This window comes from Microvirga antarctica, assembly GCF_017921815.1.
GTDB lineage: Bacteria > Pseudomonadota > Alphaproteobacteria > Rhizobiales > Beijerinckiaceae > Microvirga > Microvirga antarctica.
In genome coordinates, this window is the sequence record NZ_JAGEMM010000186.1 from 1 (window position 1) to 282 (window position 282).

Genomic DNA, 282 nt, shown 5'->3' on the forward strand with positions numbered 1-282 from the left:
GCCGTTGGCCGTGTTCTGCACGATCCACTGGCCCGGCTCGGCGTGCAGGAACTCCAGCAGCATCAACGCACTGAGCGGCATGGCGATGAGCTGCGCGGCGGTCTCGTCGGGCAGGGCCTGCGGCACCGGCACCAGCAGCCGCGCCGGGGCCAGGAAGTACTCGGCCCAGGTACCGTGTGCCGAGGCCACGGCAACACGCTGGCCGACGGTGGCGCCTTCGACACCCTCGCCCAGTGCATCGACGATGCCGACCGCCTCGCTGCCGCCGATGGCGGGAAGTTC

1 protein-coding gene is annotated in these 282 nt (G+C 71.3%); it reads right to left on the reverse strand.

From position 1 onward, the window contains the following. Positions 1-282 (reverse strand): alcohol dehydrogenase catalytic domain-containing protein (locus J4G32_RS21415; protein ID WP_210497760.1); only part of this gene is annotated, 282 nt, incomplete at both ends.